The sequence below is a fragment of the Kribbella sp. NBC_00709 genome, assembly GCF_036226565.1.
GTDB lineage: Bacteria > Actinomycetota > Actinomycetes > Propionibacteriales > Kribbellaceae > Kribbella.
Genome location: NZ_CP108996.1, coordinates 8,449,412 through 8,474,575, shown reverse-complemented (window position 1 = coordinate 8,474,575; position 25,164 = coordinate 8,449,412). Strand labels below are relative to the sequence as shown.

Below are 25,164 nucleotides of genomic sequence, written 5' to 3'. Positions count from 1 at the left end.
CATGTCGCGCGCCGAGGAGCCGCGCCATCATCCGGGTCGTCCGGTCTGCGCGGAACCCAGTCGAGTGCCTGATCAGGGGACCAGGGATGACTAGTAGCAGGGTTCCGTAGCTTGCTCGGATGGCGGCGAAGCGGTTCATTTGCGGCGTAGCCAGGTCGCTGCGGCACCGATCGCTGCGGCCGCGCCGGCGGCCGTCATGGCCCGGGCGTGGTGGGAGAACCACAACTGAGCCCCACGGGAGTGGGATCGCTTGTCGAACACACCGTGTGAGCCGTGATCGTGACCGGACCGGCCGTCGACGGGTTCCCAGAGGTTGTGGGGCCGGTCCGGTCCGACCTTCTCGCCGGTTTGCTGGGCTTCGAAGCCTGTTCGGGCCAGGTAGCGATCCAGGAGCGCCGGAGCGATCTTCTGTCCGACCAGGGTCGCGACGGTGCTCGCGCCGACCCAGTACTGCTTGCGTTGTGGGTGGTCCGCGGCGTACACGACCCCGCGAGCGGCGACTTCGGGTTGGTAGATCGGTGGCACCGGCTGCGGATGATTGGGCAGTCGCGACAGGACCCAGGAGAACTGCGGCGTGTTCACGGCGGGCATCTGTACGACGGTCACGTTGATGTCGCTGTGGTCGTGCATCAGTTCGGTCCGCAGCGATTCCGTGAACCCGTTGATCGCGTGTTTCGCGCCGCAGTACGCCGACTGCAGCGGAATGCTGCGTGCCCCGAGTGCGGATCCGACTTGAACGATGGTTCCTCGGTTGCGGGTGCGCATCCGTGAGAGGGCGGCCATGGTGCCGTAGACATAGCCGAGGTAGCTGACCTCGGTGACGCGACGGAACTCGGCGGGTTCGATCTGGTGCAGTGGTGCGAACACCGAGGTGAAGGCGACGTTGATCCAGATATCGATCGGGCCGAGGGTGTTCTCGATCTGGGTGGCGGCTGCTTCGAGCTGAGCATGGTCGGCGACGTCGGTGGGAATGGCCAGAGCTTTCCCGCCGGCCTTCTCGACGTCGAGGACGGCGCCGTCGAGTCCGGCCTGGCCGCGGGCGAGCAGGGCTACGTGTGCTCCGCGGAGACCGTAGAGGTGGGCGGTGGCGCGGGCGATGCCGGCGCTGGCCCCGGTGATGACGACGACCTGCTGGTGTTTCATGTCTGCCTTTCTGATGGGTGCTCTTGCCACGGAGTGGTGAGCCGGCTGGCGGTTTCCAGCAGGAGTGCGTGGACAAAGGCTTGCGGTAGGTTGCCGCGCATTTGCCGCTGGGAGATGTCGTATTCCTCGCTGAACAGGCCAGGTGGGCCGCATGCTGCCCGGTTGCGTTCGAACCATCGGGTGGCTGAGACGGTGTCGCCGAGTTGGTGGTCGGCCAGTGCCATCAGGAATCCGCAGAGCCCGAAGGCTCCTTCGGCCTCGCCGAGCGGCCGGGAGTCTTGCCGGAATCGGTAGACGTAGCCGTCATCCGCCAGCTCGTCCCGGACGGCCCGAACGGTCGCCAGGCTGCGGGCATCGTCGGCGGGTACCGCGCCGCGGATCGCCGGGAGCAGGAGCGCGCTGTCGATGCGTGGGTCGGTGGGGGAGCGCTGCCAGCGCCCCGACGGATGCAGGCAGTCGATGCCGGCGTCCGCGACGATCTTGTCGGCCAGGGCGCTCCAGCCGGCCGCATCCGTAGCCGGTGCGCCGGCAGCCGCGATGGCGCGGAGTCCGGCGGCGCAGATCAGCCGCGAATGTGTCCACCGTTGGTTGTCGAGCTCCCACAAGCCGGCGTCGGGTTCGTGCCAGCGCGCGACGATAGCCTGTACCGCGATCTCGATGGCCTGGTGGTGATCGGAGTCGAGGTGGTCGTGGCGGGCGGCTGCGGCGAGCAGCAAGAGGGATTCGCCGAACACGTCGAGCTGGAACTGGGCGTTGACGTGGTTGCCGACGATGTCGGTGCCGCCCGGGTAGCCCGGCAGGTCGAGTTGGCGCTGGTCGGGCACCCGCTGCGCGGTCGTGGTGTAGGCCGGCGCCAGGTTCGGGCCGTCCTCGAGCAGCCGCTGCGACACGAACGCGACGGCGTCGTCGAGCAGTGGGTGGGGGCCGTCGACGGCGGCGGCCTGCCCGGCGTAGCACTGGTCACGGATCCAGACGTAGCGGTAGTCGTAGTTGCGGCCTTGCTCGGCGCGTTCGGGCAGCCCCATCGTCGCTGCCGCGACCATGCCGCCGCCGGAACTCGTCAGCCCGCGCAGGACGGCGTAGGCGTGACGGGCATCGCGCGGGGCAACTGTCTGGCCGAGCTCCGGTACGGCGTCCTGCCAGGCGCTCTCGGTGCGTCGCCACTCTCGGTCGACGTCGATCGGCTCGTCCAGGTTGGTTTCGGCGAGCTCAAAGGCCAGGTCGTGATAATTGCCTTCGGCAACGGTGATCCGGGTGGCGAGGCGCCGCCCCCCGCGCCCACGGTCGATGACCTCGGCGCCGTCGGCACCGGCCCACCGCATGCGCAGATCACCGACGCGTCCGCGCCAGCGCCCGTCCGAGTCGCGGTGCAGGTCGCGCAGGTGGTAGCGACCGAACCCGGCAACAGGTTCCAGCACGACGTCGAGCTGTGCGTCTCCCTCAACCGCGATGATCCGCCGGAGGATGACCGCGGCGTGCGGGTCCCCGGGGAAGGCCAGTGCTTCGCGACATTCGATGATGCCGGTCTCGGTGACCCAGCGCGATCGCCAGATCAGGCTGCCGTCCTCGTAGTGGCCGCCCCATACGAACCGGCCGACCGGCGTGACCGCATACGCGCCGATGCCACCGATGAGGGTGGCGAAGACGCCGTCGGAGTCCCATCGCGGGGCGCACATCCAGGCGATGTCGCCACGTGGACCGATCAGGGCGCCGCGTTCGCCGTCGGCGAGGAGCGCATACTCCCGGAGCACATGCGGAGCCACCTGGCTCGTCATTTCGGTGCGGCTCATGGACCCTTCCGTTCGTGGTCGTATCCGGCGCGTGCCATCGGGTCGTCGTCCATGGCTGCGCCGTTGGCCATGCGTTCGGCGAGGCGGGATGCGAGTGCCATGATCGTCAGTGCCGGGTTGGCGCTGCCCTGGGTCGGGCAGACGGATCCGTCGGCCAGGAACAGATTCGGCACGGCCCAGGATCGTTGGTTCGCGTCGACGACGGAGGTGTCCGGTGAGCTGCCCATCCGCGCGCCGCCGATGAGATGGGCGAATCGCTGGATGGTCAGGACGTCTTGGGTGTCGGCGGCGTGCAGGATGTCGGTGATGATCTTGGTGGAGTAGGCGATGTTGGCCTTGTCGTTGGCGGACAGGGTGTAGTCCATGCGGGCGATCGGTTGGCTGTACGGGTCGGTCTCGGCGGCCAGGGTGATTCGGTTGTCGGCGTGCGGGAGGAGTTCGTTGAGGACGCCGATGGTGGCCCAGTGGTTGTAGTCGCGCATGTACTCGCGCAGTGCCGGTCCCCAGTGGCCGTCGGCCAGGACGTGCTCGGCCCAGCCGATGGGTAGCGGGGACACGGTCTGGATGGAGAATCCGCGGGCGAATCCCCGGCTGGTGTCGGTTTCGTAGAACTGCTCGCTCGAGATCTCCGGCGGCGGCGCCTTGTACATGCGGAGTTCTTCGGGCCAGCGTCCCGCGGTCTGGCTGGCGCCTTGCACCATGACGTAGCGTCCGACTTGGTCCTCGTTGTTGCACAGGCCGTGGGGGAATCGTCGGCTGGTGGAGTTGAGCAGGAGCCGGGGCGTCTCGATCGAGTAGCCGGCCACCGCGACGAACCGGGCCCGCTGCAGCCGATGGGTACCGTCGCTCTCGTGGGCGTAGACCACGCCTCGGGCGCGGCCGGTGTCGTCGTCGAGCTCGACCCGGAGCGCCATGCAGTTCGCTCTGATCTCGACGGCGTGGGAGAGGGCGTCGGGCAGGTGGGTGACGAACGGGCTGGCCTTGGCGTTGACCTTGCATCCCTGCAGGCAGTAGCCGCGGTAGATGCAATGCGGTCGGTTGCCGAAGGTGCCGTTGACGATCCCCACCGGCCCGACCCGCATCTGGATCCCGCAGGCCAGCGCGCCCGCACGTAACTTCGCAGCCGCGCCGGACACCGGGTGCGGCGAGAACGGATAACGGTGGGGATAGCCCCACGGCCAATTCTGTCCCGCGACCGGGAGTTCACGTTCGAGAAGTTCGTAGTGCGGGCGCAGATCCTGGTAGCCGATCGGCCAGTCCGCGCCCACCGCGTCCTCGCTCCAGGTGGAGAAGTCGCTCGGATGGAAACGAGGTGTGTAGCCGGCGTAGTGCACCATCGAGCCGCCGACACCGCGACCGGAGTTGTTCTTGCCGAGCTCGATCGGATCGTCGCCGCCGATGATGCGTTTCTGGGTCCAGTACAAGGGATGCGAGCCGGCCTCGTCGGAGACCCAGTCCTCGTCAGGATGCCAGAAGGGTCCGGCCTCGATGATCACGACCGACCACCCGGCTCGGGCGAGGCGCTGGGCCAGGACCGATCCGCCGGCGCCGGCGCCGACGATGACCAGGTCGACCTCGTCGCTGTCGTCGTACCGGCGCATGGTCGCCTCGCCGGGCAGGTCGCGACGGTGTACGTCGAGCAGAAACCGCGAATCGTTGTCTCGCGGACCCACCGATCCCTTCACAAGACCGCGCCAGAAGCCTGCCATCAGCTCTGCTCCTGCTCGACGTCGCGGACCGGATCCCGATCGGTGGCTCCAGGCTTCTCGAACGGTTCCCGGACACCGGCGCCGCCGCCCCCGGGTCCGCCAAGGCGCAGGTAGCCCCGTGGGTACGCCGGTCCGCCGAAGCCGATCTCGTTCCAGGCCCACGGATGGGAGTAGAACGCCGCCAACGCCGCTCTCATCACGACCGACCAGGCACGGCGGACGTTCAGCTTCTCCCAGGGACCACCGTTGAGCGTTGCGTGTGCGAAGGCGTCGACGATGATCTCGCGCTGTTTCGTGGTGCACCGGGTGAATGAGACGCGGTAATCGTGGTTCGTGGAGTGGTCGAGACCGGCTAGGACCAGCCGCCAGGTGTCGCGGTCGTCGGGCATGTCGGCGTACTGGTAACCGTCGAGGCGGCCGTCGGCGAGCTTGTCGTCGACCATCTCGGCGACGGGGATCCGCGGCTCGCTGTCCTGGGCCAGGATGGTGTCGCAGAACGCGCGGAGCGTCGGCTCTTCCTCGGGGGTGAAGAACCGCAGCGGTCCGGCTGGTTCGAGTCGGGCCAGGACGACCTTGGCGGTGGCAGCGTCCCAGCTGTGCTTCGCGTCGAACACATCGAAGTCGGGGTAGCGGCCGATCATCTGCGGAGTTGTTCCGCGGCGTTGCCGTGGCAGCCATGACGGTGGCGGCGGTTGGCCGCCACGGCGATTCGGGAGGTGGTCCGGGCGCGAGACGTCTGCCATGTCGCCTACTTTTCGCGGCGGAGGATGGCGGCGAGGAGTCCCATCCCTCCGACCATGGCCATCAGACCTGGTGCTGAGATCGGCGGTCCCATCGGCAGGTTGTACGAGGCGAGGCGCCAGCCGCCCGGTTTGCGGGCGACTCCGCGAGCGTGGAAGTACTCGCCGAGGAGTCCGTTCGCGGCGTACAGGCCCGCGGTGACAGGCAGGGCGGTCTTGGCCCAGCGCTTGGAGAACACCCCGCCGATGCCGGCCACCACCAGCGGGGGTGTGAGCAGGATCGGGCTCCACATCCACTTGTTGCCGAAGCTGGCTTTGTAGTGCTCGAGATAGACCTCAGCGCCGGTGACCAGAGCCGCGACTGCGGTCAAGCCGGACAGCGACCGTTCGAATCGGCCCTGCTCGACGTTGCGCACCGCGCGGTCCAACAGATCCTCTACCGCCATGGTTCCTCCTGGTGACTGTTTCGGTTGCTGACGCTTGGCTTGGAGCTCATCGGACCCGGTACCGTTCGACGTCGGCTTGGCGCAGGGTGAGTCCGAGGCCGGGGGACGTCGGGTCGGGGCGGATGGTGCCGCCGGCTGGGTCGAGGGTGCCGTCGAAGAACATCGATTCGATCCGGACGTGGTCGTGGAACCACTCCAGATGCCGAAGGTTCGCAGTTGCGGCTGCAACATGTGCGTGCAGGTGTGGGCCGCAGTGTCCGGAGATGTCGAGCCCGTGGGACGCTGCGACCGCGGCCACCCGGAGCCACTCGGTAATGCCGCCACAGCGAGACACATCGGCCTGCAGACAGTCGATGGCACCGGCTTGGCACATCCGGGCGAAGTAATAGAGGTCGTAGCCATATTCGCCGGCCGTCACGTCGGGCAGCACCGCGTCCCGGACCTCCCGCAGCCCTTGCAGATCGTCCGACGAGACTGGTTCTTCGAGCCACGCAATATCGAGATCCTCGGCCGCATGCATCATCCGGATGGCCTGCTTGCGGCTGTAGCCGCCGTTGGCGTCGACGAACAGTTCCGTCTCGTCGCCGACCAGACTCCGTGCCTGCTGCATCCGGTCGAGATCGCGCCGGGGGTTGCGGCCCCACGACTCGCCGATCTTGATCTTCACGCGGGGGATTCGTTGCTCCTGCACCCAATGACTGAGTTGGTCGCGGAGCTGATCCTCGTCGTAGGTGGTGAATCCGCCGCTGCCGTAGACCGGTACCTCGTCGTGCACGGCGCCGAGCAGTTTGTGCAGGGGCACCTCGAGAAGGCGGGCCTTGAGATCCCACAGGGAGACGTCGACCGCGGAGATCGCATAGCCGATCGCGCCCGGTCGGCCGGCGTTCCTGACGGCCTTGACTATCGCGTCGAAGGCTCCGCCGACATCGAGCGCGTCGCGGCCTTGCACGATCCCGGCCAGTTGGCCGGTGACTACAGGGGCACAGGCAGGCGAGCCGTAAGTCCAACCGGTGCCGACGGTTCGCCCTGATCGGGCTCGGACCATCACCATCGTGGTGTTGTCCCAGGCGATGGTGCCGTCGGCCTCGGGAGCGTCGGTCGGAATTGCGTACACGGCCACGTCAATCGCGTCGACCGCTGCGTCAATCATGATGCCCGCTGGGAGGTCGTCGCATTCCGGAGATGAATCCGGTCATGGCCTGCTCAGCTGTCCTTGTGCGGGAGGAACTCCTGGAGTTTCGTCTTCACGCCTTCCTTCATCACGCCCCACCGGTTCTCGTCCCCTGCGAGCATTGCTTTCGCGGCGTCCTTCGTCTGCTCGAACGTCGCGTGTGGCGGGATCGGCGGGACGTTCGGATCGCATCGGACGTCGAGCAGGGTAGGCCGGTCGGCGGTCAGGGCGCGGTCCCAGGCGGATCCGAGCTGCTCGGGGTCGTCTACCGCGATCGCCTGCAGACCCAGGCTGGCCGCGAAGCCGGCGAAGTCGACATCAGGCAGGGACTGCGACTCGACGAACTTCGGCGCTCCGGACATGGCCCGCAGCTCCCAAGTGACCTGGTTGAGGTCGTCGTTGTGCAGCACGGCGACGATCAGCCGCGGGTCTGCCCACTGCTGCCAGTAGTGCTTGATCGTGATCAGTTCGGCCATGCCGTTCATCTGCATCGCACCGTCACCGGCGAACACGATCACCGGCCGATCCGGGCAGGCGAACTTGGCGCCGATCCCGTAGGGAACTCCGGGTCCCATCGTCGCCAGGTTTCCCGACAGGGAGCCGCGCATCGAGCCGCGGAACCGCAGCTGCCGGGCGTACCAGTTCGCCGACGAGCCGGAGTCGGCTGTCACGATCGCGTCATCGGGCAGGCGGTTGCTCAACTCCGAGAACAACCGCATCGGGTTGATCGGATCGGCCTCGACCATCGCCTCCATCGCCATCGTCTCCCACCAGCGGGTGACCTGCGACTCGATGTCTTCGCGCCAGGCTCGGTCGTCCTTGCGCTCCAGCAGCGGAATCAACGCCCGCAAGGTTGTTTTCGCGTCGCCCACCAGATTGATCTCGTATGGATAACGCATACCGATGAGGCCTGGATCGAGATCGATCTGCACCGCCCGAGCCTGATCGAAGTCGGGCATGAACTGCGTGTACGGGAAACTCGAACCGACCGTGAGCAGCGTGTCGCATCCGCGCATCATCTCGTAGCTCGGTCGCGTGCCCAGCAGACCGATCGAGCCGGTGACATAGGGCAGTCCGTCGGACAGCACGTCCTTACCCAGCAGCGCCTTCGCCACGCCCGCACCGAGCAGCTCGGCGACCTGCTCGACCTCGGCCCGCGCTTCACGCGCCCCCGAGCCGGCCAGGATCGCAACCTTGGAGCCGGCATTCAGGATGTCCGCGGCCCGGCGGACCGCGTCACCTTCGGCGACTGGCGTTGCCCAGTCTATGCCGAGGCTGGAAGGCACCATCTTGAATGCATGGGTAGGGGCCGAGTACTCCAACTCCTGAACATCTGCCGGGATGATGATGGCCGTCGGCGCGCGCCGCGCAGCCGCCGTACGCATCGCCCGGTCCAGCACGTTCGGCAACTGCTCTGGGACGGTGGCCATCTGTACGTAGTCGCTGGCCACGTCCTTGAACAGGCTCAGCAGGTCGACCTCCTGCTGATACGAGCCGCCCATCGCGCTGCGATTGGTCTGTCCAACGATCGCGACGACCGGCACGTGGTCGAGCTTCGCGTCGTACAGCCCGTTCAGCAGGTGGATCGCGCCGGGGCCCGACGTCGCCATGCAAACGCCGACGCGGCCGGTGAACTTGGCGTAGCCGACTGCTTCGAACGCGCTCATCTCCTCGTGCCGGGACTGAACGAACTGTGGCTTGTTACCCGCCCGTCCCCAGGCCGCCAGGATGCCGTTGATCCCGTCGCCCGGAAAGGCGAAGACGTGCTCGACCTCCCACGCACGCAAGCGTTCCAGCACGTAGTCGGCAACGGTTTGAACGGCCATCAGTTGTCCTCCTCCAATTGGCGGACGGAAGCCGCAGCGGACAAAACGCCAGTACGCCGCGCGAGTCCGGAGACATCGGGATAACTCCCATAGAAGCGCAACTGTTGCGATAGCGCAAGCATCACCGGATCGCGAAGCATGGAAGGTTTTTCGGGAAGTTCAGGTGGGTACCGGGGGTGGTCAATCGTCGAGGAGATCTGCCGAAGGAGGCACTTATGGCCGGCTCGCTGGATGAACTGACCTCAGTCCTTACCAACCAGCACAGTCACATCACAAGATGTTGATGGAGGCCGTTGCCGACAGCGAGGATTCGGAACGCGCGGCGACCTTCAGCCTCCTCTGCAGATTCCTTGCGGCGCACGAAGCTGCAGAGGAAGAGTGCATTCATTCCACTGTCGCGCACGATCGACCCGAAGATGCCTCGATCGTCGAGGAACGAGTCAACGAGGAGGATGAGACCGGCAAGATGATCGCGAACCTGGAGCGGCTCGGAACTGACGCCACCGACTTCCTGACTGTGTTCGACCAGTTGCGCGCAGCGGTCGTCGCCCACGCTGAGGCCGAGGAACATCAGGAACTTCCCAAGCTCGAAGGCGCCGTCGACGAAACGCAGCTAGCACGGATGCAGCACGCTCTTTCGCGGGTGCAAGGTCTCGCCGTACGCGACGCACGGCCGGGCGAGACGTTCAGCGAGCGACTCCAAGCGGACCGAGTGGAGTTCAAGCTCAGTTCCTGAGCAGCTTTGTGGCCCTTCGTGCCGGGCGGATGCGTGGCAGAGGGTGAACTGCGCGATAGTTGCTGAACAGCAATTGTTGCCGCAATAATTGCGCTCCCGCAACAGCTCGGACATAATCACCGCATGGGTCCCCAGGCCTCAAACTCGCGGCGGGCGACGTCGGCGCCGGCGGTGACGGCCGAGCAGGTCGACGCCGTGATGCTGGCGTCACAGGCGTTGATAGGGGTCACGGCACAGTCGGTCGCGACCGTGGAACAGGTGGTCACTCTGCCGCAGCTGCGGGCGCTGATGTTGGTCGCCAGCCGTGGGAACCTGAACCTGAACACGCTCGCACAGGCGATGCAGATCCATCCGTCCAACGCGACCAGGATCTGTGACCGGCTTGTATCGGCCGGACTGCTCGAGCGACGGAGCTCGTCAACGGATCGCCGTAGTCTCCTGCTGGCACTGACCGACGATGGAGCTCGCCTGATCGATTCGGTCACCGCGACCCGGCGCGCGGCGATCGCCGAGGTGCTCGCTCAGGTCCCGCCGAGCCGTCGATCCGCGCTGGCAACAGCAATGAGGGCTTTCGGTCGCGGCGCAGGCGAGCAGCCTCTCGACGACGCCTGGAAACTGGGCTGGACCACGAGAGTGGGTGCGGAACTACCGTCCAAGAAACGCTGACCGAGGCCGGAATATGCGTGTCGTTGCGGCTGATGCTGCACGCCTTCGGTCCGGATGAGTTGAGTTCGCCGCAGTGGGTCGCGCTGGCCACCACCTTCCTAGTGGGCGCACACATCGTCGAGATGGCCGATGCGCCGATGGTGGCGGCGACCCGGCGGGCTGATTTGCGGGACTCGCGGTGGTGTTCTGGGCGTTCACGACCTGGTTGATCCCCGTGCTCACCGTCGTTGTGGCGGGGTTGCGCGAGTGTTGACGGCGTTACGCAGGTAGCCCTCGCTCGGGTTTTCCTCGGTGGCTACTCGGACGCCGTTGGCGATAGATCGAATCGCTCCACCGTGAGAATTGAGCCGCCTGCTCGAGGCGACTGCAGAGGGGCGGTAGTCACCAGCCGCGGTGGGATTCGGCCGCGGTCACGACGACCGGTTCGTCAGCCGCGCGGGCGAAGGCGTTCAGGGCGCGCACGAGTTCTCTGCGGCGAGTGGCCGGCATCGTCCGGACGATCTCTTCGATTGCGGTCCGGCGGGACGCTGTCACGCGGTCGACCATGGAGCGGCCATCGCTGGTCAGTTCGATCACCACCTCGCGGCGGTCCCGCTCGTTCTCGCGGCGCTCGACCAGGTCGGCGGCGATCAGGCGATCGACCATGCGCAGAGCGGTCGACGGGGTGACGCCGAGACGCTCTGCCAGCCGATTGAGCCGGCTAGGCCCGTGAGTCTGTAGTACCACAAGAGTGCGGAACTGGGTCAATGTCACGGTTTCGTCGATCTCGGCCAGTGATCGAACGGACACACCGACCAGCACCCGGGATGCAGTCAGCACCGCACCGACCAGATCGTCCAAGTCATCGCCCGTCATGCCGCCTCCGGTTGAATTGCCCTGACTAAGGATTGCATAATGCAAGTATCCTCTCTGCATCTGGTGCGAGGGGCGAATCCGTCGGTGGGTGATCGTGCATGGCCGTGATCGAGACGCTGGTCGGCCGGAGATCGCGGTACCGCACGGCCTGGGCAGCGTCCGTCTCCGTATTGATGGCAATCGGCGTGGCGAGCGCGTTGGTCTTCATCCGTATGTCGGGCAACGTGATCGTGCTCGCGATGGTTGGCGCGATGTATGCCTCGATCCACTTCAGTGTCGGCCTGTCGCAGGATCAGACGCCGAGATCTCTCCTCGTTCCGGTCCTCACCTGGTCGCTCCGGGCCGCACTCGCCGCACTGGCCGTGTGCGGCTATGCGGCAGCCGTGGGACCTCTGGTTCTCCTTCTGCTGCTGGTCATTGCCGGTACGTCGCCGCATGCGTTGACCTACTTGTCCGAGCCACAGGTGAAATCACTTGAGCCTGCCGTGGATGTCGCGCCGCCCGTGGTGTCGGTCGTGCCCGTAGCGCAGCCCGTACCGCCTACGGACTTCTCCGAACTGCCGGTTGAAGAGCTGTGCCTGATGTGGCGGCATTCTTTCGCCAGCCTGCAGAGGTCGCCGACGGATGACGTGCGACTCGCGGTGGTGAGCGCACGTGATCGTGTCCTCGACGAATTGGAACGCCGGGATCCGCAGGCCTTCGCCGAATGGCTCGACTCTGGCCCGCGCGCCGCCGGCGATCCAACGCGCTACTTCACCCACCAAGCCGACCGCGGCCACAGGCCGGACCCCGGGCCGAGTTGATCGGGTCAGAACTCATGGCAGCGGCTTGAGCCGCCGTGTCCACTCCTTCTACCGCGATGTCGGCGTCTGCGATCATCTACAGACAACGGATCGCGGCAACGCCGGCGCCGCGTTGCTGCGTGAATCACGTGGCGAGCGAGGAGGAGCCTTGGCGCAGTTTGGATCGAATGCAACGCCTGGGTGCGCGATCCCGAGAGGCCCGACCCCGATGCCGTCGGGTTGTCGGTGGCGGAGACGTTCGTGAATCTTGCCGTGGAGTTGCACGACGCCGACGGCCTCGAGCAAACTGTCGAGGCGGTGTTCGTACGCAGGAAGTGTGGCGGTTCACCGGTCAGGGCGGCGTCGGAGGACAGCCATGCGCAGGTCTGGGTCGGGTATCTCCGCTCGATCTCGGCGAGCAAGAGCTGGCGTGCCCGCGCGGCTGTCACCGCCCGAGCTGCTCCTACGGTCCGGTCGATCTCGGTTTTGCTCGCACACCAGACGGCGTACAGTTCCGACTCGCTCCACTTCTCCAGTTCACTGTCAGCGACATCGGCCATCGGCACTCGATCGGTTGAGTCTGTACGCCGGGGTCCGGTCAGCCAGTGCTGCCACGGTTGACCAGGTAACCGAGTAGATCTGCAAGGGTCAGATCCAGTTCCCACGCTCGACCGCGAGTTCGTCGACCGAGGAAGACAGCCGTACGGCGTCCTCGTCGGCGACCGCGATCTGGCCGGCGAGCAGATAGAGGTCGTTGTCCATCGCCCCCGCGCCAGTCACCTTGAGGAAGCCTTGGCTGATGAGGTCTTCGGCGAGTTCCCTGTCGATCTGTGGCTCGCGCTCGGTCAGTGCTCTCGCGAACGCGGTGTCGAGGTCCTCGTCGGGGTCTGCAGGACCGGCAACCGCTGCCGGTGCACCGTGTTTGACGTACTTGACCGAGCCGACCAATCGGCCGGTGACGTCGATGACAGGCATGCCGCTCCGATGTCGGCCGGGCCTTGAGTATCCTGCGTCCGGTGTTCGACGGGGGTGACTGCATCGACGGGTTCGTGTCGGTCGAAGTGTCTCCGGAGTTGGTTCACGATGCTTCGGCCACGATCGACGCCGCGCGGTGGCTACGGCGTCGTATCGCCCAGCCCAATCTGCTCGTGAAGGTTCCCGCGACTGCTGAAGGAGTTGCCGCTGTCGAAACGCTGACCCGTGAAGGCTGCAGCATCAACGTGACACTGCTGTTCTCTTTGTCTCGTTACGCCGAGATCATCGAGGCCTACCTGTCCGGTGTGGAGAAGTTCGCGGCGGACGGCGGCGATCCCGCGACTGTCAGCAGTGTCGCCTCGTTCTTCGTCAGCCGGGTCGACACCGAGGTCGACCAACGACTCGAGGCCCTCGGTACCGATGAGGCGCTGGCTCTGCGGGGGCAAGCCGCTGTTGCGCAGGCCAAACTGGCGTACCGGTTGTTCACCGAACAGTTCTCCACCAAGCGCTGGCACCGGCTCGCCGGCTTGGGTGCGGATGTCCAGCGTCCGTTGTGGGCCTCGACGTCCACCAAGAACCCCAAGGATCGTGACACCCGCTACGTTGAGGAACTCATCGGTCCCGAGACGGTCACGACGCTGCCCGAAGGAACCATCTCCGCGTTCGAGGACCATGGCACGATGGCTCGCACCGTCGACAACGGTGTGGCCCGGGCCGCGGAACTCATGGGACGGCTGGCGGCTGTCGGTATTGACATGACTGCCGTGGGTCGCACCCTCGAGGACAACGGCATCGCCAGCTTCAACAAGGCATACCAAGACGTACTGGCGAACCTCACAAACCTGGCAGGGGAAGCGGACCTCTAACCCGGACTGCGTGGACGGGTCTGCAAGGCGGGCTCCCCGGCTCCGGACGTTGACCTCCGCCCGGCTGAACTCACAGGGCTGGGGTCAGCCCTTCGGAACGCACCACCCAGCGGTCGCCGGCCGGGAACCCGGGGGTGCGGCGGTCCGGTGAGCCGTCCCAGCCTGCGGTCATGAAGGCGATGGCGTAGAGCAGGGCGCCGTTGCTCGGGAAGTAGGGAAACGGTCCGCCGGTGGCGAGTCCGGCGTCGTCGAACTGGAAGCCACCGGACGGGTGGAGCAGGAAGTCCACCGCGTCATCGGGGCGCCCGAGTCGCGCGGCGCACATCGCCAGCATCGGGAAGTCCCATCCCCAGGTGCGGGAGAACCTCCAGCCGGTGAAGACCCGGTCGGCGGTGCGGCCCATCGTGGGGATGTCGACGCCGTCACCCGGCAGCCAGCCGAACGCGCCGATCAGCGCTGGGTGTTCGTAGTTCTTCACCGTCCACATGTTCTCGACGCCCTCGTGCAGAACGTAGGAGTCGTCCTGTACCGGCAGTGCCGCGAGCCCGTCGTGGACTCGCTGCCACTGCGGATCACGGGGCAGCCCGAGACGTTCGCGCCACTGTTGTGCGACGCGGAGGCCGAAACGCCAGTAGGAGAGCTCGAAGGTGGGGTTCTGGGTGGTCCTGGGATCTGTGTTCTCCGATACCAGGTGCATCGGCGGGCCGAGCACGTAGCGGCTCGTGCTGTCGTCCCAGAACGCCCAGGAGGCGAGGAAGTCGGCGGTGTCGGCAACGATCTCGCGCCAGTTCCCCAGCGTGGCTTTGGTCGGATGCGCCTGGTAGTCCAGCTCGGCGAGAAAGAGTGGGTGGGGCTGCTGCCACATCAGCAGGGCGTGGATGACGTGTGGCGCCTCGCTCCCGTCGGCTGTCGTGCACTTCGGCCACCGTGCTCCGCGGAAGCCCTGCTTCTGCGCGCGTGCCCGTGACGAGTCGTGGAAGCGGTCGAAGACGCTCAGGCTGCGCTCGAGAATCGGCCAGCGGTTCCACAGCGCCCAGTGCGCGCCGTGCCACCAGTACATCTCCATGTGGAACTTGCCGTGCCAGCAGTTGTTGACGAGCCCGGACTCCTGCGGTGGTAGTGAGCCGGCTTCGTTGGCACGTAGCAGGTACTGCGAGAGCACGATTCGCCGCTCGAGCTCACGCCAGCGCGGGTCCTCGCTCTCGGACAGATCGACGGCGCCGCCGGACAGCCAGAACTGTCGCCAGCTGCGAATGCTCGCTGCGAAGGTCGCGCCGGAGCTCGCTGCCGGCGACGTCTGCGCCGACGGAGTGTGGCCCGCCGGAGCCGGCGCGAACGTGCAGACGAAGTGCAGCCGATCGGTACCGCCGGCCGCGGCGAGGCAGTAGCGATGCCGACTGGCCGCGGTGCTCGCGAAGACGCCGCGTCCCTGCCAGGCGACCTCGACGTGGTACTCGGTGGAGTCCATCCGATGGGTGATGCCGGGACGGTTCGCGTGCGTCGTCGCCGTCGTTTGATGGGCATCCGGCTCGCAGTAGGTCCCGACGTGCTCGGCGAACTCCTGCTGATCGGCGTACGGGAAGTCGAAGAAGACAGCCAGCCGGCTGGCTGCGACGAGTGGCGAGGCGATCTCCACCGCGACGGCGTCCCGGTCAGGATGGCAGCAGGTGCGGACGTGCACCGGCTCGCCGGCGAGCTCGAAGCGGCTGTCGATGATGCCGGTCCACAGATCGAGTTCCTGGCGGATGCCCGTCAGGTCGCCGGCGACGGCGGTGCGGCCGTCGGGCAGGGTGAGCTCCAGACCGATGCGGCCGAGGTTGATGCGTGCCGAGTTGGCGTAGAGCCAGCGGGACAGTTCAGGTTGGGCCGGGTTCGGGATGGGGTACTCGACCGCGCGGCCGTGGGTGTCCCAGACCTCGCCGTGGAAGTCCGACGGCTGCTCTCCGGGCGGCAACGGGAAACTGTGCCATCCCCACTCCGACATGGTGTTGAACGGCACGAACGTCTGCAGGCCCGTGACGTCGACCCCGAACGCGAAGCTGCCGTTGCCGACCTGGAGCGGGCTGTGCGCGTTGATCGCGTCGCGAACCACCCGGTGCCGGGCGACCACAGCCTTTCTGTCGATCGGGCGATCCGGACCGTCGTCCGAGGTCTGCGGTGGCGTCCGGGTCGCCGCGGCGCGGGTGGCGACGCCCGTAACGTCGGCGGCAGCAGAACCGGACACGAACAACCTGCGCGTGGTCATGTCGTCTTCTTAGCAGCGCGAGACGGCCGGGGCTCCATGGATCCGCGGCGAGTGACCGGAATCGGCCGGGACCGGTCGGCGTGCCCGAGCCGGAAGTTGCTGGCCGCAACTGGTCGGCAGCCTTGCCCCGGCAACGATCGCTCGCATAGCGTCACTTGGCGGCGCCCACCAGGGGGATGTCAGCGATCTGCTGGAGGAATTCATGGGCGGCCCCATCCAGGTGCAGCGTCATGGCGCACCGATCGGTGTGGAGGACTTCGGTGAGGTGGAGATCGCCTATTCACCTGACGCCTGCGGCGGCTACCAGCATCAGCAGCAGACCCGGCCCCTGACGGTGTCTGTGGGACACCGACCGAATGTCTTGCTCAGTCGCCGATGTATAGCTCGCCGTCGCGTTCGGTCACACGGGTCCGGCCGAGCGGCAGTACTCGTGTGAGCATGCGGTAGCTGAAATCCAAGCCGGGCACTTTGGCGAGGACCCCCTGAGGCCCGCGGACCATTCGGCCGGTCATGACGTCGTACGTCGACTGGTGCCAGGGGCAGACCAGACAGCCGGTGTCATCGATGGCGCCACCGGCCAGGTCAGCTCCGAGGTGCCGACATCGGCGTGTAACGGCGAAGTAGTTCCCGTACGCGTTGCCTACGGCGTAGCGCCCGACGCCGATCACTTTGCCGGGCGGGAGATCGGAAACTGTGCCGACCCGCTGTGCGCTCACGGCGGCTCCTTCCCTTAGTCAGAAGTCTAGGCCTGATCGGTGAGGCCGGCGGCTTTGCCAAGGGTTGAAGTCGTCGGCGGCACGGGGCCAGTACGTTCGTCGCCGGTGGATGCCGACTCGTCGAGCGACGGTGCGGAGCTGAGCGTCGTCGCTCGATGCGACCTGAATCGCTTTGACTTCGTTGCTACCTGTCAACGCAGGCCGGCCATCGAGCCGCGTCAGTTGGACCGGCGTCGTCTACCGGGGGCTCCTGCGTCCGTGTCGCTGTCCGGCAGCGGGCGGATGAGGACCCGGGAGCCGGTGGCTGCGGCCTGGCGGACGAGTTCGGTGACTCCGGCGGCGTCCGTGACTGTGTGGGTTGGCGCGTCGTGGTCGCGCGAGGTGTAGGTCACCTCGTAGAGCACGGCGTCCGCTCGTCGGCCTCGATCTGGCTCGCTCAGTTCTCGTCCTCGGGGGGATCCGCCGGGACCGTGACGCCGTTGTCCAGGGCCTGGCGGAGGAGGCTTTCGAGCTCGCCGGAGTAGACGCGCTCGGCGTCGAGGTCCCCGTCTGCCTGGGCTGTCCGAAGTGCGTGGCGGGCGGAGGTGATCCGCTGTCGCAGTTCCGCGCTGAACGTGTCCATGGTCTCCTCGTCCGGGCGTGGGCTGTGGCCACACGGTACACAAGAGTTGCAGATTCTTTCAATTCATGATCGCATGCATTGCGCACGACGTGGAGTGATGGAAGGTAGATTGATGACCACACCGCTGCACCAGTTGAAGGCGGAGTTCTTCAAGACGCTGGGGCATCCTGCCCGGATCCGCGTGCTGGAGCTGTTGAGCGAGCGCGAGATGGCGGTCGGAGAGTTGCTGGCAGAGGTTGGCCTGGAGGCTTCCAATCTGTCGCAGCAGCTGGCTGTGCTTCGGCGGTCCGGGCTCGTCGCCACGCGTAAAGACGGTTCACAGGTCTACTACTCACTGACCAGTCCCCAGGTTGCTGAGCTACTCGCGGTCGCACGACGGATCCTGACGACGGTGTTGTCGGAGCAGGCGGAGTTGCTGCACGGCCTGCGGGCGGACGCGCGGGCGGCCGGGCGGTCGCGCGTGAGGCGGGCGACGCGGTGAGGGCGCTGCTGCGGAAGATCCGCGAGACCGGTCGGGTCGCGGAGCCGGCGCCGGATCGGGATGCCGGGGGAGACGCCGTACTGCGCGGCTCGGTGCAGGTGCGGCATGTCGATGCGGGGTCGTGTAACGGGTGTGAGGTGGAGATCGGTTCGGCGTTCGGCCCGGTGTACGACGCGGAGCGGTACGGTGCACGTTTGGTCGCTTCACCGCGGCATGCCGACGTGTTGCTCGTGACCGGCCCGGTGACTCGGAACATGGCGGAGCCGTTGCGGAAGGCGTACGACGCGACGCCGGCACCTAAGCGGGTCGTCGCGGTGGGGGATTGTGCGCACGACTGCGGTGTGTTCGCCGGCGGGTACGGCGTCGAGGGCGCGGTCAGTGACGTGATCCCGGTCGATGTCGTCGTACGAGGGTGTCCGCCGGAGCCGCCCCAGATCATTGAGGCATTGCGGGATCTGACCGGCACATGACGATCGGTTGGGCGCTGCTCGGCGTACTGGTGGTCGCCGGGGTTGGGGCGCTGGGTTCTGTTGTCGTCGGCCCCCGAGAGCGAGCCGTCGTTGCGGGACTGGCCACAGCTGTCGTTGGGGCTTTCGGCGTGGTGGCAGGTGTGCTGGCGATCGCCGGAGGTCCGTTCACGGTGACGGTGCGGCAGTTGCTTCCGCTGAGTGAAGCGGTGCTCGCCGTCGATGCGCTGTCCGGGGTGTTCTGTGTGCTGGTCGGCGGTGTCGCTGTCCTTGCCGGGCTCTACAGCATCGGCTACACCGGTGGGCGTCACGCTGACGGGACGGGCGCGAGTTCGCGGACGGCGCAGGCGTTGCTGCCGTTGTTCGTGGCCGCGATGATCCTGGTTCCTGCGGCCGGCAACGTGACGACGTTCCTGGTGCTGTGGGAACTGATGGCGCTGACCTCACTGGCGCTGGTGCTCGCCGAGCACAGGCTCCGGCCTGCGGTGCGTGACGCCGGGGTTTGGTACGGCGCGATGACGCACGCGGGCCTGGTCGCGATCCTGCTCGGTCTCGTGCTGTTCGCATCACGGGCTGGAGGCGAATCGTTCGACACGTTGCGAGCGGCGCATCTGCCGGCGACGACTCGCTCGATGATCTTCGTACTGGTCCTCGTGGGGTTCGGTTCGAAGGCCGGCATGGTGCCGCTGCATGTGTGGTTGCCCAAGGCGCATCCGGAGGCGCCGAGCCAGGTGTCGGCATTGATGTCGGCCGCGATGGTGAAGCTCGGTGTGTACGGCATCCTGCGGGTTGGGTTCGACCTGCTCGGCGGCGGTCCGCGGTGGTGGTGGCTGCTCGTGCTGACCTTCGGTGCTCTGTCGGCGGTGTACGGCGTACTGCAGGCAAGTGTCGCCGTGGATCTGAAGCGGCTCCTGGGCTACTCGACCACGGAGAACATGGGGCTGATCCTGATCGGCGTCGGCGCTGGTGGCATGTTCGCGGCCGAGGGCAATCGCACCTTGGCGAGTTTGTTGATCGCCGCCGCGGTGCTGCATGCGCTGAATCACGCCGGCTTCAAAACGTTGCTCTTCCTGGGCGCGGGGTCGGTACTGCGATCGACCGGGATTCGTGATCTTGATGGCCTGGGCGGACTGGTGTCGCGAATGCCTGCCACGACTGCGCTGTTCGCCGTCGGGTCGCTCGCGGCTGCCGCGCTGCCGCCCGGCAACGGGTTCGTGTCGGAGTGGCTGCTGCTGCAGGGGTTGATCCATGGTCTGCCGGGGGCGGACACCGTGGTCGCGGTGGCGATGCCGCTGGCAGTCGGGGTGGTTGCGTTGACCGCCGGCCTAGGGGTGGCGACGCTTGTGAAGGCGTTCGGGGTGGGGTTCCTGGCTCGCCCGCGTTCGGAGCCGGCGGCGGCCGCGACGGAATCGCCGCTGATCATGCGCCTGGCGATGGTGCTCGCCGCACTTGGTTGTGCGGCCTTGGCGATTGCTCCGGCCTCGATCGGGCCGGCGTTGACCAGGGTTCTCGGCTCGTTGCCGACAGTGCATGATGGTGCACCGCTGCGCGGGGGAGTGACGCTGCGTCTGGCTGGTGTCCAGGGACAGATCTCTCCGCTGCTGATTCTGGCCGGTCTCGTGGGGGCAGCCCTGCTGGTCGTGGTGCTGATCCGCCGCGGTCTGCCTCGGCGTCAGTCGCTGGTGTGGGGGTGCGGTGGCACCCGGTTGGATCCACGGATGGAGTACACGGCGACGTCGTTCGCCGAGCCGCTGACGCGGGTCTTCGATGATGTACTGCGGCCTGAGAAGGACGTCAACGTGACGCATCACGCGGAGTCGCAGTACCTGATCGAGAGCGTCGAGTACCGGCAGCGGGTCGACGACCGGCTCGAAGCTGCGTTGTATCCGCCGGTGATTGCCGGCGGCATCAAGGTCGGAAACGTGCTGAGCCGGCTGCAGAACGGCAGCGTGCACAGGTATCTCGCGTTCGGACTGGCCGGCCTGATCGTCGTTCTGGTCGTCGTGGGGTTGACGACATGAGCACGGTCGGTGTGGTGATCCAACTGGTCCTGATGATCGTGGTCGCGCCGTACCTGGTCGGCATGATGCGGCAGGTCCGGGCTCGGCTCGAGGGACGTGCGGGTGCGGGCATCGGTCAACCGTGGCGGGATCTGCGCAAACAGTTCCGTAAGGAGCCGATCTCACCTGAGGGATCGAGTTGGGTGTTCGCCGCGGCGCCGGCCGTCCTGGTGGCGACGACGGTCGTGATCGCGGCGGTGACGCCGTTCGTTGCCACGGTCTCTCCCTTGAACGGCGTCGCGGATCTGTTCGCCGTGGTCGCGCTGCTGCTCCTTGGTACGGTCGCATTGGCATTGGCTGGACTCGACACCGGTACGGCGTTCGGCGGGATGGGCGCGAGTCGCGAGATCACTGTGGCTGCGCTGGCTGAGCCAACGATCCTGCTGGCCGGCTTCGCGTTGTCAGCACGCGTCGGGTCGACCAATCTGTCGGCGATCGTGGAGCGTGGCCAGCAGTCGCCGGGAGATGTGTTGTCGCCCGCGGCGCTGCTCGCTGCTGTTGCACTCGCTGTGGTCGTGATGGCGGAGGCCGGTCGGTTGCCGGTCGACAATCCGTCGACGCACCTCGAGTTGACGATGATCCACGAGGCGATGGTGCTGGAGTACTCCGGCCGCGACCTCGCGCTGGTCGAGTTCGCGTCCGCGCTCCGGCTGACCGTCCTTCTCGGATTGTGGGCGAACCTCTTTCTGCCCTGGGGAGTCGCCACGACCGCGGCGCCGGTGCCGTTGCTGATCGGTGTCGGCGCGTTCGTGGTGAAGATCGCCGTACTCGGAGCGGTCCTGGCGGCCGGTGAGGTGTTCATGGCGAAACTGCGGCTGTTCCGGGTGCCTGAGCTGCTCGCCGGTTCGTTCTTGTTCGGGGTCCTGGCCGTCTCGTCGTCCTTCTTCCTGGCGTGATCGTGATGACTCAATGGCTCTATCTGGTCTGCGGCGGCCTGCTCATGTCTTCGGTGATGGTGCTCTGGCGTCGTGAGCTCTCCGCGATCGTGCGTCTGCTGGTCGTGCAGGGGACTCTGCTCGGCGTACTGGCCGGAATCCTCGCCGTACGGCTGGACAGTGTCGAGCTGGGAGTGGTCGCGGTCGGGGTCCTGGTCCTGAAAGCGGTCGTGGTCCCGAGAATCCTTCGACGAGTACTGCGGGACAGCGGCGAGGCCCGCGAGACCGAACCGTTGATCAACGTGACCGCCTCGATTGTTGCCGCCGCTCTGTTGATTCTGCTTGCCTACGCGGCGAGCCGACCGATTGTCCGGCTTGCGCCGACGGCCGAGACCCAGGCGGTTCCGGTCGGGCTGGCGATGGTCCTGCTCGGGTTCTTCGTCCTTGTCACCCGTCGACGCGCGCTGTCGCAGATCGTCGGCTTCCTGCTGCTCGACAACGGGATCGCGACGACCGCGTTCCTGATCACCGGCGGTGTGCCGGGCATCGTCGAGCTCGCCGTATCACTCGACGTACTGCTGGTCGTGCTCGTCCTGCAGGTGCTGACGGCACGACTGCGAGAGACCTTCGGCGGGACCGACATCGACGAGCTCCGGGAGTTGCACGACTGATGGGGGGCGAGGGCCAATGACCGCCGATCTCACGGGTGGTGCGGCCGTACTGCTGGTCGCGGCGCCAATCGCCGCGCCGGTCGCTGCAGCCGCCGCGACGGTTCTGATGGGGTGGCGACGCTCGGTGGCAGTGGGAACGATCGCCGCTGCCGCCGTCGTCCTGGCTATCGGGGTCGGTACGGCGGTGTGGACAACGGATGGCGGCGTGATCACGGCCGGCAACTGGTTGCGGATCGATGCTCTCTCCGGAGTGATGCTGATCGTCATCGGTTCTGTCGGGATCATCGCCACCTGGTCCGGGCTCGGGTACATCGACGACGAACTCGACGCAGGGCATACCGATGCGACCGGGGCTCGAAGGTACGGCGTACTTGTGCCCCTGTTCATAGCGGCCATGGTGCTTGCGGTGCTGGCGAACAACCTGGGGCTGCTCTGGGCGGCGGTGGAGGCCACCACGATCGTCACCGCGTTCCTGGTCGGACATCGCCGTACCAGGAAGTCGCTTGAGGCGACCTGGAAGTACGTGATCATCTGCTCGGTCGGCATTGCGCTCGCCTACCTGGGCACGGTTCTGGTGAACTACGCCGCCAGGCACGCGGGGATTGCTGAGCACGGAACGCTCGACTGGACCCAGTTGGTCGCGCACGCGGCTGACCTCGATCCGGGGGTCATGCGGCTCGCGTTCGCACTGTTGGTGCTTGGGTTCGGCACGAAGGCGGGCCTGGTGCCGTTGCACAGTTGGCTGCCGGACGCGCACAGCCAAGCACCCGCGCCGGTGTCCGCGCTGATGTCCGGCGTACTGCTCCCGGTCGCGATCTATGCTCTCGCCCGGTACCGCGTGATCGCTGTCGAGAACGTCGGTGTGGGCTTCGTACGTGGTCTGTTGATCGCGGTCGCACTCGCCTCGCTGCTGCTGGCGGCCGGGCTGCTCGTTGCTCAGCGCGACTACAAGCGACTGCTGGCCTACTCGAGTATCGAGCACATGGCGCTGGCCGCGATCGGGGTCGCGATCGGTACGCCGCTGGCGATCGCCGCGGTGTTGCTCCACATCGTCGGGCACGGGCTGGGGAAGGCTGTGCTGTTCTGCGGTGCCGGGGAAATCCTCGCCCGCGAAGGCACCACGCGAATCGACCAGGTCCGCGGACTGTTCCTTCGTGCGCCGGTGCTTGCCGGAGTGTTCGCCGCTGGGCTGGCAGCGCTCCTCGGATTGCCGCCGTTCAGTCTGTTCGTCAGCGAGATCGGTCTGATCCGCGCCGGGTTCGCAGCCGAGCTGGGCTGGGTCGCAGCCGCCGTACTCGTCCTGTTGCTCGTCATCTTCGTCGCAGTCGCGACCAAGGCAGCAGGCATCCTGCTCGGGGCTTCTACCGGAGAACCGAGAGCCGCGCTCCGGGTGTCCACCGCAGCGCCGCTGCTCGCGGGTCTCGTGATCGTCGCAGTCCTGGGTCTGGTCAATTGGCCGCTCGGTCCCCTTCTGCACAGTGCCAGCCTGATCGTGGCGACTCGATGAGCCCTGACCCGAGGACCTATCCGAATCGTCGCCAGTCCAGCGTCACCGCAGCGACCCTGGCTGACCGTGCCGAGACGCTGCTGGCCAACGGCTATCGCCTCGCCCTGATCTCGGGCCACGACGACCCGGATGCGTTCCGCGTGGTCTATCTGTTCGTGGCAGGCCAACCCGATCGTCGCGTCGAGCTGTTCCTGACGACCAGCCGGTCCGCTCCCCAGATCCCCAGTCTTGCCGCGTTGTCGTTCCCGGCGGGGCGGTTCGAGCGCGAGTTGCACGATCTGTTCGGCATCGAGGTGACCGACCATCCGTTGCTCCGACGGCTCGTGCTGCATCAGCACTGGCCGGAGGCCTGGTATCCGATGCGCCGTGATGCCGGGCCGCCGCCGGCCTTCGGGGACATCGATGAGCCGTACCCGTTCATCACGGTCGCCGGGACGGGGGTCTACGAGATCCCGGTCGGCCCGATCCATGCCGGCCTGATTGAGCCGGGGCATTTCCGGTTCTCCGTCGTCGGCGAGACCATCCTGAAGCTGAAGGCGAGGTTGTGGTTCGTCCACAAGGGCATCGAGAAGCTTGCCGAAGGCAAACTGATCGCCGACGTCCTCCCATTGGCCGAACGGGTATCGGGCGATACGACAGCCGGCCACGCCCTCGCGTTCAGCCTCGCCGTCGAGGAGGCGCGGGACTGGGCGGTCTCGCCACAGGCCCAGGTACTGCGGGCGATCCTGCTCGAGCTTGAACGGCTCTACAACCATGTCACCGATATCGGTGCCCTCTGCAACGACGTCGGGTACGGCATCGCCAACGCTCACGCTCAGCGGATCCGCGAGCAGCTACTCCGGCTCAACAAGCACGTCACCGGTCACCGCCTGCTCCGGGGCGCGATCACGCCCGGTGCGACGCGCGTCCGTGCCCTTCCCGAACCCGAGGTCCTGACAGCGATCGCGGCCGACATCAAGCAGATCGTCGACATCGCACTAGACAACAGCGTCGTACTGGACCGCATGACCGGCACGGCCGTGCTGAGTCTTGACCAGGCCCGCGACATCGGCACTCTGGGGTACGTCGCCCGCGCGAGTGGGATCGATCACGACGCCCGTCGCGACCACCCGTTCACTGAGCTGACAGCTGGCGTTGTCGCAGCCGCACACACTGACGGAGATGTGCTCGCCCGGCTCCTCACGCGGGTCGACGAGATCGACAACTCCGTTGCCCTGCTCACCCAACTCCTCGAGACCTGGCCACCGCTCAGCGCGGAGACCACCAAGCCGACCTGGCTCGCCGCTGGCCGCTCGTCCGGTGTCGGGCTGGTCGAAGGGTGGCGCGGGACCATCGTGCACCGGGTCGAGTGCGACGCGGACGGCACCGTCTCCCGGTTGAAGATCGTCGACCCGTCCTTCTTCAACTGGCCGGCTCTGCCGGTGGCGCTGGCCGACACGATCGTCCCCGATTTCCCCTTGACCAACAAGAGCTTCAACCTCTCCTACGCAGGGAACGACCTATGAAACGACGAACTCCGCGCCCGATGAAGATCGAAACCGTCCAGCGGTGGGTCGCCTCGGTCATCCTCTTCCACGTCGGCAGCGTCCCCGCCATTACGCTCGCCGTCTACAGCATCGGCGTGGCCAAGACCGATCACGGCCGAGGCGTCGGCCTGTGGATCATGTCCGGCGTCATCGGCGTACTCACAACCGCCGGCATACGACTGATCCACCAGCGCTCACCTCTCTCACTCTGGCTGGTTCTCGGCCTCCTCCCAACCGCCGTCACCGGCTTCTACATCTTCTGACCGAGCCAGAGCGCGGGCCTGGTCGA

General features: G+C 66.8%; 23 protein-coding genes and 2 pseudogenes. 12 read left to right on the top strand and 13 right to left on the bottom strand.

What is annotated here, in order from left to right:
• Positions 1 to 135 precede the first annotated feature (135 nt).
• From OHA18_RS41210 to OHA18_RS41180, 7 genes are read right to left on the bottom strand one after another with little or no spacing between them, the layout of a single operon-like run.
• Positions 136 to 1,143, bottom strand: a complete 1,008-nt coding sequence (locus OHA18_RS41210; RefSeq protein ID WP_329000846.1) for an SDR family oxidoreductase — start codon at positions 1,141 to 1,143, stop codon at positions 136 to 138.
• Entirely contained in the window at positions 1,140 to 2,933 is a 1,794-nt protein-coding gene (locus OHA18_RS41205) for a glycoside hydrolase family 15 protein (protein ID WP_329000845.1), read from the bottom strand. The genes OHA18_RS41210 and OHA18_RS41205 overlap by 4 nt, the downstream gene beginning before the upstream one ends.
• A complete protein-coding gene (locus OHA18_RS41200) occupies positions 2,930 to 4,642 on the bottom strand; it encodes a GMC family oxidoreductase (RefSeq protein WP_329000844.1) in 1,713 nt (570 codons plus the stop codon). The genes OHA18_RS41205 and OHA18_RS41200 overlap by 4 nt, the downstream gene beginning before the upstream one ends.
• Positions 4,642 to 5,385: a gluconate 2-dehydrogenase subunit 3 family protein gene (locus tag OHA18_RS41195; RefSeq protein ID WP_329000843.1), complete on the bottom strand. Its 744-nt coding sequence runs from the start codon at positions 5,383 to 5,385 to the stop codon at positions 4,642 to 4,644. Before OHA18_RS41195 ends, OHA18_RS41200 begins: the two co-directional genes overlap by 1 nt.
• A 5-nt stretch (positions 5,386 to 5,390) precedes the next feature.
• Entirely contained in the window at positions 5,391 to 5,828 is a 438-nt protein-coding gene (locus OHA18_RS41190) for a hypothetical protein (RefSeq protein ID WP_329000842.1), read from the bottom strand.
• A gap of 46 nt (positions 5,829 to 5,874) precedes the next feature.
• Complete coding sequence (locus OHA18_RS41185; RefSeq protein WP_329000841.1) at positions 5,875 to 6,978, bottom strand: enolase C-terminal domain-like protein; 1,104 nt, start codon at positions 6,976 to 6,978, stop codon at positions 5,875 to 5,877.
• Between the two features lie 53 nt (positions 6,979 to 7,031).
• Entirely contained in the window at positions 7,032 to 8,825 is a 1,794-nt protein-coding gene (locus tag OHA18_RS41180) for a thiamine pyrophosphate-requiring protein (RefSeq protein WP_329000840.1), read from the bottom strand.
• 277 nt (positions 8,826 to 9,102) lie between these two features.
• Here OHA18_RS41180 and OHA18_RS41175 point away from each other — a divergent pair, with 277 nt between their 5' ends.
• Complete coding sequence (locus tag OHA18_RS41175) at positions 9,103 to 9,561, top strand: hemerythrin domain-containing protein (RefSeq protein ID WP_329000839.1); 459 nt, start codon at positions 9,103 to 9,105, stop codon at positions 9,559 to 9,561.
• Between the two features lie 123 nt (positions 9,562 to 9,684).
• Complete coding sequence (locus OHA18_RS41170) at positions 9,685 to 10,227, top strand: MarR family winged helix-turn-helix transcriptional regulator (protein ID WP_329000838.1); 543 nt, start codon at positions 9,685 to 9,687, stop codon at positions 10,225 to 10,227.
• A gap of 381 nt (positions 10,228 to 10,608) precedes the next feature.
• On the opposite strand, the gene OHA18_RS41165 is transcribed toward OHA18_RS41170, so the two are convergent.
• Positions 10,609 to 11,082, bottom strand: coding sequence for a MarR family winged helix-turn-helix transcriptional regulator (locus tag OHA18_RS41165; protein ID WP_329000837.1), 474 nt, complete (start codon positions 11,080 to 11,082; stop codon positions 10,609 to 10,611).
• Positions 11,083 to 11,180: 98 nt separating this feature from the next.
• Here OHA18_RS41165 and OHA18_RS41160 point away from each other — a divergent pair, with 98 nt between their 5' ends.
• A complete protein-coding gene (locus OHA18_RS41160; RefSeq protein WP_329000836.1) occupies positions 11,181 to 11,885 on the top strand; it encodes a hypothetical protein in 705 nt (234 codons plus the stop codon).
• A gap of 627 nt (positions 11,886 to 12,512) precedes the next feature.
• Here OHA18_RS41160 and OHA18_RS41155 read toward each other — a convergent pair.
• Positions 12,513 to 12,839 (bottom strand): hypothetical protein, encoded by a 327-nt coding sequence (locus OHA18_RS41155; RefSeq protein WP_329000835.1) that lies wholly within the window; start codon positions 12,837 to 12,839, stop codon positions 12,513 to 12,515.
• Positions 12,840 to 12,856: 17 nt separating this feature from the next.
• On the opposite strand from OHA18_RS41155, the pseudogene tal reads away from it, so the two are divergent.
• Positions 12,857 to 13,705, top strand: a pseudogene (tal, locus tag OHA18_RS41150) (transaldolase); the annotation flags it as partial.
• A gap of 70 nt (positions 13,706 to 13,775) precedes the next feature.
• On the opposite strand, the gene OHA18_RS41145 reads toward tal, so the two are convergent.
• From OHA18_RS41145 to OHA18_RS41130, 4 genes are all read right to left on the bottom strand, one after another.
• Positions 13,776 to 15,950, bottom strand: coding sequence for a hypothetical protein (locus OHA18_RS41145; protein WP_329000834.1), 2,175 nt, complete (start codon positions 15,948 to 15,950; stop codon positions 13,776 to 13,778).
• A gap of 365 nt (positions 15,951 to 16,315) precedes the next feature.
• Entirely contained in the window at positions 16,316 to 16,666 is a 351-nt protein-coding gene (locus OHA18_RS41140; RefSeq protein ID WP_329000833.1) for a Rieske (2Fe-2S) protein, read from the bottom strand.
• Between the two features lie 218 nt (positions 16,667 to 16,884).
• Positions 16,885 to 17,070 carry a hypothetical protein gene (locus tag OHA18_RS41135; protein WP_329000832.1) on the bottom strand — a complete coding sequence of 62 codons (186 nt, stop codon included), beginning with the start codon at positions 17,068 to 17,070 and terminating at the stop codon, positions 16,885 to 16,887.
• Between the two features lie 32 nt (positions 17,071 to 17,102).
• Positions 17,103 to 17,288, bottom strand: coding sequence for a hypothetical protein (locus OHA18_RS41130; protein WP_329000831.1), 186 nt, complete (start codon positions 17,286 to 17,288; stop codon positions 17,103 to 17,105).
• Between OHA18_RS41130 and OHA18_RS41125 the strand changes: the two are divergent.
• From OHA18_RS41125 to OHA18_RS41090, 8 genes and pseudogenes are all read left to right on the top strand, one after another.
• Positions 17,287 to 17,760: pseudogene (locus OHA18_RS41125) on the top strand (ArsR/SmtB family transcription factor); the annotation flags it as partial. The gene OHA18_RS41130 and the pseudogene OHA18_RS41125 overlap by 2 nt on opposite strands.
• Before the next feature lie 5 nt (positions 17,761 to 17,765).
• Positions 17,766 to 18,239 carry an NADH-quinone oxidoreductase subunit B family protein gene (locus tag OHA18_RS41120; protein ID WP_329000829.1) on the top strand — a complete coding sequence of 158 codons (474 nt, stop codon included), beginning with the start codon at positions 17,766 to 17,768 and terminating at the stop codon, positions 18,237 to 18,239.
• The gene (locus OHA18_RS41115) at positions 18,236 to 20,257 is read left to right on the top strand and encodes a proton-conducting transporter transmembrane domain-containing protein (protein WP_329000828.1); all 2,022 of its coding nucleotides are present in this window, start codon (positions 18,236 to 18,238) and stop codon (positions 20,255 to 20,257) included. The genes OHA18_RS41120 and OHA18_RS41115 overlap by 4 nt, the downstream gene beginning before the upstream one ends.
• The gene (locus OHA18_RS41110; RefSeq protein ID WP_329000827.1) at positions 20,254 to 21,192 is read left to right on the top strand and encodes a respiratory chain complex I subunit 1 family protein; all 939 of its coding nucleotides are present in this window, start codon (positions 20,254 to 20,256) and stop codon (positions 21,190 to 21,192) included. Before OHA18_RS41115 ends, OHA18_RS41110 begins: the two co-directional genes overlap by 4 nt.
• Positions 21,193 to 21,197: 5 nt before the next feature.
• On the top strand, positions 21,198 to 21,842 hold the full coding sequence (locus OHA18_RS41105; RefSeq protein ID WP_329000826.1) for a hypothetical protein: 645 nt from the start codon (positions 21,198 to 21,200) through the stop codon (positions 21,840 to 21,842).
• A 16-nt stretch (positions 21,843 to 21,858) separates the two neighbouring features.
• A complete protein-coding gene (locus OHA18_RS41100) occupies positions 21,859 to 23,349 on the top strand; it encodes a proton-conducting transporter transmembrane domain-containing protein (protein ID WP_329000825.1) in 1,491 nt (496 codons plus the stop codon).
• A complete protein-coding gene (locus tag OHA18_RS41095; RefSeq protein ID WP_329000824.1) occupies positions 23,346 to 24,854 on the top strand; it encodes a hydrogenase large subunit in 1,509 nt (502 codons plus the stop codon). Before OHA18_RS41100 ends, OHA18_RS41095 begins: the two co-directional genes overlap by 4 nt.
• Complete coding sequence (locus OHA18_RS41090) at positions 24,851 to 25,138, top strand: hypothetical protein (protein WP_329000823.1); 288 nt, start codon at positions 24,851 to 24,853, stop codon at positions 25,136 to 25,138. The genes OHA18_RS41095 and OHA18_RS41090 overlap by 4 nt, the downstream gene beginning before the upstream one ends.
• Positions 25,139 to 25,164 lie beyond the last annotated feature (26 nt).

What these genes read in the sequence shown, in the direction of transcription:
- OHA18_RS41210 (WP_329000846.1), bottom strand. Translation starts at nt 1,143, where the DNA reads ATGAAACACCAGCAGGTCGTCGTCATCACCGGGGCCAGCGCCGGCATC.
- OHA18_RS41205 (WP_329000845.1), bottom strand. Translation starts at nt 2,933, where the DNA reads ATGAGCCGCACCGAAATGACGAGCCAGGTGGCTCCGCATGTGCTCCGG.
- OHA18_RS41200 (WP_329000844.1), bottom strand. Translation starts at nt 4,642, where the DNA reads ATGGCAGGCTTCTGGCGCGGTCTTGTGAAGGGATCGGTGGGTCCGCGA.
- OHA18_RS41195 (WP_329000843.1), bottom strand. Translation starts at nt 5,385, where the DNA reads ATGGCAGACGTCTCGCGCCCGGACCACCTCCCGAATCGCCGTGGCGGC.
- OHA18_RS41190 (WP_329000842.1), bottom strand. Translation starts at nt 5,828, where the DNA reads ATGGCGGTAGAGGATCTGTTGGACCGCGCGGTGCGCAACGTCGAGCAG.
- OHA18_RS41185 (WP_329000841.1), bottom strand. Translation starts at nt 6,978, where the DNA reads ATGATTGACGCAGCGGTCGACGCGATTGACGTGGCCGTGTACGCAATT.
- OHA18_RS41180 (WP_329000840.1), bottom strand. Translation starts at nt 8,825, where the DNA reads ATGGCCGTTCAAACCGTTGCCGACTACGTGCTGGAACGCTTGCGTGCG.
- OHA18_RS41175 (WP_329000839.1), top strand. Translation starts at nt 9,103, where the DNA reads ATGTTGATGGAGGCCGTTGCCGACAGCGAGGATTCGGAACGCGCGGCG.
- OHA18_RS41170 (WP_329000838.1), top strand. Translation starts at nt 9,685, where the DNA reads ATGGGTCCCCAGGCCTCAAACTCGCGGCGGGCGACGTCGGCGCCGGCG.
- OHA18_RS41165 (WP_329000837.1), bottom strand. Translation starts at nt 11,082, where the DNA reads ATGACGGGCGATGACTTGGACGATCTGGTCGGTGCGGTGCTGACTGCA.
- OHA18_RS41160 (WP_329000836.1), top strand. Translation starts at nt 11,181, where the DNA reads ATGGCCGTGATCGAGACGCTGGTCGGCCGGAGATCGCGGTACCGCACG.
- OHA18_RS41155 (WP_329000835.1), bottom strand. Translation starts at nt 12,839, where the DNA reads ATGCCTGTCATCGACGTCACCGGCCGATTGGTCGGCTCGGTCAAGTAC.
- OHA18_RS41145 (WP_329000834.1), bottom strand. Translation starts at nt 15,950, where the DNA reads ATGACCACGCGCAGGTTGTTCGTGTCCGGTTCTGCTGCCGCCGACGTT.
- OHA18_RS41130 (WP_329000831.1), bottom strand. Translation starts at nt 17,288, where the DNA reads ATGGACACGTTCAGCGCGGAACTGCGACAGCGGATCACCTCCGCCCGC.
- OHA18_RS41115 (WP_329000828.1), top strand. Translation starts at nt 18,236, where the DNA reads ATGACGATCGGTTGGGCGCTGCTCGGCGTACTGGTGGTCGCCGGGGTT.
- OHA18_RS41110 (WP_329000827.1), top strand. Translation starts at nt 20,254, where the DNA reads ATGAGCACGGTCGGTGTGGTGATCCAACTGGTCCTGATGATCGTGGTC.
- OHA18_RS41105 (WP_329000826.1), top strand. Translation starts at nt 21,198, where the DNA reads ATGACTCAATGGCTCTATCTGGTCTGCGGCGGCCTGCTCATGTCTTCG.
- OHA18_RS41100 (WP_329000825.1), top strand. Translation starts at nt 21,859, where the DNA reads ATGACCGCCGATCTCACGGGTGGTGCGGCCGTACTGCTGGTCGCGGCG.
- OHA18_RS41095 (WP_329000824.1), top strand. Translation starts at nt 23,346, where the DNA reads ATGAGCCCTGACCCGAGGACCTATCCGAATCGTCGCCAGTCCAGCGTC.
- OHA18_RS41090 (WP_329000823.1), top strand. Translation starts at nt 24,851, where the DNA reads ATGAAACGACGAACTCCGCGCCCGATGAAGATCGAAACCGTCCAGCGG.